The organism is Microcystis sp. M44BS1 (genome assembly GCF_020244875.1).
Lineage (GTDB): Bacteria > Cyanobacteriota > Cyanobacteriia > Cyanobacteriales > Microcystaceae > Microcystis > Microcystis panniformis.
The window spans coordinates 1-3,501 of record NZ_JADBVM010000089.1 but is presented as its reverse complement, the minus strand read 5'-3'; the positions used below and the strand labels follow the sequence as shown (position 1 = coordinate 3,501).

Below are 3,501 nucleotides of genomic sequence, written 5' to 3'. Positions count from 1 at the left end.
GAAAACAAAAGCGACTACTGGGAAGCTGCCAGAACGGGAACAGTGGAAGTGGAGGTTAATCAGGGGATTATATGAAAAGGAGTTCGAGAGGGAACAGATAATTAAACTGTTTGAAATCATCGACAATATGATGACTTTATCAACTGAATTGCAGTCAAGTTTAGAGAGTAAAATCAAACAATTTGAGGAGTAAAAAACCATGCCTTTAATGAGTAATATGGAGTTACGAGGAAGGAAAATTGGTGAGGAAATTGGGGAGTTACGAGGAATGGAACGCGGTAAAGAAATTGGCGCGTTAGAAAAAAGCTGCGATGCCATAAAAACAGTTTTAACTGTGCGGTTTGGACAGATTTCTTCAGAAATTGAAGAGATAATCGGCAAAATCACTAACCCTACTATCTTAGAAGAGCTACTAAAATTAGCAGCTACCGCTAATTCTCTCGCAGAATTTAAGCAGTTTTTGGCAAGAATCCAATAATCTTATCCTAATATCTAGAAAACGGGTTTCTTTGAGAAACCCGTTTTCTGTAAATTTTTGTTATAGAAACCTTGAAAAATTCGGGATTCTTTGCATAAAATAGTCGAAGTCATCCTTTGCGGTTAACGTCATGACTTCTACCCTGTTGCCGATTCTTCCTGCTGTTGACGATGTTTTGTTCAATTTTGCTCAATCTGATGGCTTGAGTCAAGCTAATCGGGTGGATAGTGCGAGAAATCAGCGTTTAACCGCTACCGTAGTCTTCCTCGATGCTGGTGTTACCGATTGTCAAACCCTCCAAGCTGGAGTAATCCCCGGAATCGCCACGGTTATTCTCTCTCCCAATCAAGACGGAATCGAACAAATATCCGCTTTTTTACAACAAAATCCCCAGATTACCACCATTCACCTGGTTTCCCATGGTGCGCCGGGGTGCTTATATTTAGGGAATTGTCAACTTAATTTAACAAATATTTACGATTACCGCCAACAGTTACAGAATTGGGCAAAGATTAATCGTATTCTACTGTACGGTTGTCAGGTCGCGGCGGGAGATGCGGGGGGAGAGTTTATTAATAAATTGTCCCAAATTACTGGGGCAAAAATAGCCGCTTCCAGCAGACGGGTAGGAAATGCAGCCTTAGGAGGAAGTTGGGAGTTAGAGGTAATAGTTTCTTCCGCCGAAAGTGAGCAAGATTTGAATATTTCTTTGGCGTTTGGTGGGGAGACTTTAGCTACTTATCAGGGAGTATTTGCCCTCACATTAGTAGGAGTATGGGATAGATTAAGCTATGCCAATGCGGTGACAGTAGTTGGTAATTATGCCTACGCGGTGGGAGATACACTGGAAATCATTGATATTAGTAATCCCAGTAACCCGATTTTTAAGGGAAGTTATGATATTTCTGGTGGTGGGGATGTACAAATAGTCGGTAACCATGCTTATGTAGCTGATGGAAATTCAGGACTGCAAATCATCGACATCAACAACCCAACAAACCCCACTCTCAAGGGTAATTATGATACTTCTGGCTATGCTTGGGATGTACAAATAGTCGGTAACTATGCTTATGTAGCTGATGGTTGGTCAGGAGGACTGCAAATCATCGACATTAGCAATCCGACAAATCCCACTCTCAAGGGCAATTATGATACTTCTGGCACTGCTTTAGGTGTACAAGTAGTCGGTAACTATGCTTATGTAGCTGATGAGATTTCAGGACTGCAAATCATCGACATCAGCAACCCGACAAACCCCACTCTTAAGGGCAATTATGATACTTACCGCGCTCGGGATGTAGAAGTAGTCGGTAACTATGCTTATGTAGCTGATGATTGGTTCGGACTGCAAATCATCGACATCAGCAACCCCACAACCCCCACCCTCAAGGGCAATTATGATACTTTTAGTGCCGCTATTGGTGTACAAGTAGTCGGTAACTATGCTTATGTAGCTAATGAAGATTCAGGACTGCAAATCATCGACATCAGCAACCCGACAAACCCCACTCTCAAGGGTAATTATAATACTTCTGGCGCTGCTTTGGATGTACAAATAGTCAGTAACTATGCTTATGTAGCTGATTCGGGTTCAGGACTGCAAATCATCGACATCAGCAACCCGACAACCCCTACTCTTAAGGGTAATTATGATCCTTCTGGCTCTGCTAATGATGTACAAGTAGTCGGCAACTATGCTTATGTAGCTGATGATACGTCAGGACTGCAAATCATCGACATCAGCAACCCGACAAACCCCACTCTCAAGGGTAATTATAATACTTCTGGCTATGCTTATGGTGTACAAGTAGTCGGTAACTATGCTTATGTGGCTGATAGGGATTCAGGACTGCAAATCATCGACATCAGCAACCCGACAAACCCCACTCTCAAGGGTAATTATAATACTTCTGGCTTGGCTTTGGATGTACAAATAGTCGCTAATTATGCCTATGTAGCTGATTATTGGTCAGGATTGCAAATCATCGATATCAGCAACCCGATAAATCCCACTCTCAAGGGTAATTATGATACTTCTGGCGCTGCTTTTGATGTACAAATAGTCGGTAACTATGCTTATGTCGCTGATGGGTATTCAGGACTGCAAATCATCGACATTAGCAACCCGACAAACCCCACTCTTAAGGGTAAGTATAATATTTTTGGCTCTGCTCAGGATGTACAAGTAGTCGGTAACTATGCTTATGTGGCTGATTATAATTCAGGACTGCAAATCATCGACATTAGCAGCCCGACAAATCCCCTACTCGTCGGTAAGTGTAATACTTCTGGCGATGCTTATGGTGTACAAGTAGTCGGTGACTATGCATATCTAGCTGATGCGGGTGCAGGACTGCAAATCATCGACATCAGCAACCCGACCACCCCCATCCTCGTCGGTAAGTGTAATACTTCTGGCGATGCTTATGGTGTACAAATAGTCGGCAACTATGCTTATGTGGCTGCTAGTGATGGTGGCTTAAACATTATTGATGTGAGTGAGTTTACCAACCCACAAACTGTGACTGTTACTCTTGCGGTTTCTCCCAGTAGTGTTAGTGAAGATGGGACAGCTAATATGGCCTATACCTTCACCCGTAGCGGAGTAACCACTAATGCTTTAACGGTTAACTACACAGTCGGGGGGACAGCGACATTTAGTACAGATTACACCCAAAGCGGTGCCGCAACTTTCACCAGTACAACCGGGACAGTGACTTTCGCTGCTAATGCTACCACTGCTAAAGTCACAATAGACCCCGCTGCTGACACTACAGTGGAAAATGATGAAACCGTCGCTTTAACTCTTGCGACCGGGACAGGTTATACAGTTGGGACAACTACTCCAGTGACGGGAACCATTAATAATGATGATACCAGTGTCACTCTTGCTGTCTCTCCCAGTAGTGTTACCGAAGACGGGACAACTAATCTGGTTTATACCTTCACCCGTACAGGAGTAACCACTAATGCTTTGACGGTCAATTACAGTGTTGGTGGGACAGCAACCAATGGAACCGATT

Annotated in this window: 1 protein-coding gene and 1 pseudogene; both read left to right on the top strand. The window is 43.3% G+C overall.

Annotation, left to right across the window (positions count from 1 at the left end):
* Window positions 1–478: pseudogene (locus IM515_RS26110) on the top strand (hypothetical protein); the annotation flags it as partial.
* Between the two features lie 130 nt (window positions 479–608).
* The coding region (locus IM515_RS06245) for a DUF4347 domain-containing protein (RefSeq protein ID WP_287629425.1) at window positions 609–3,501 on the top strand (2,893 nt) is incomplete at its 3' end.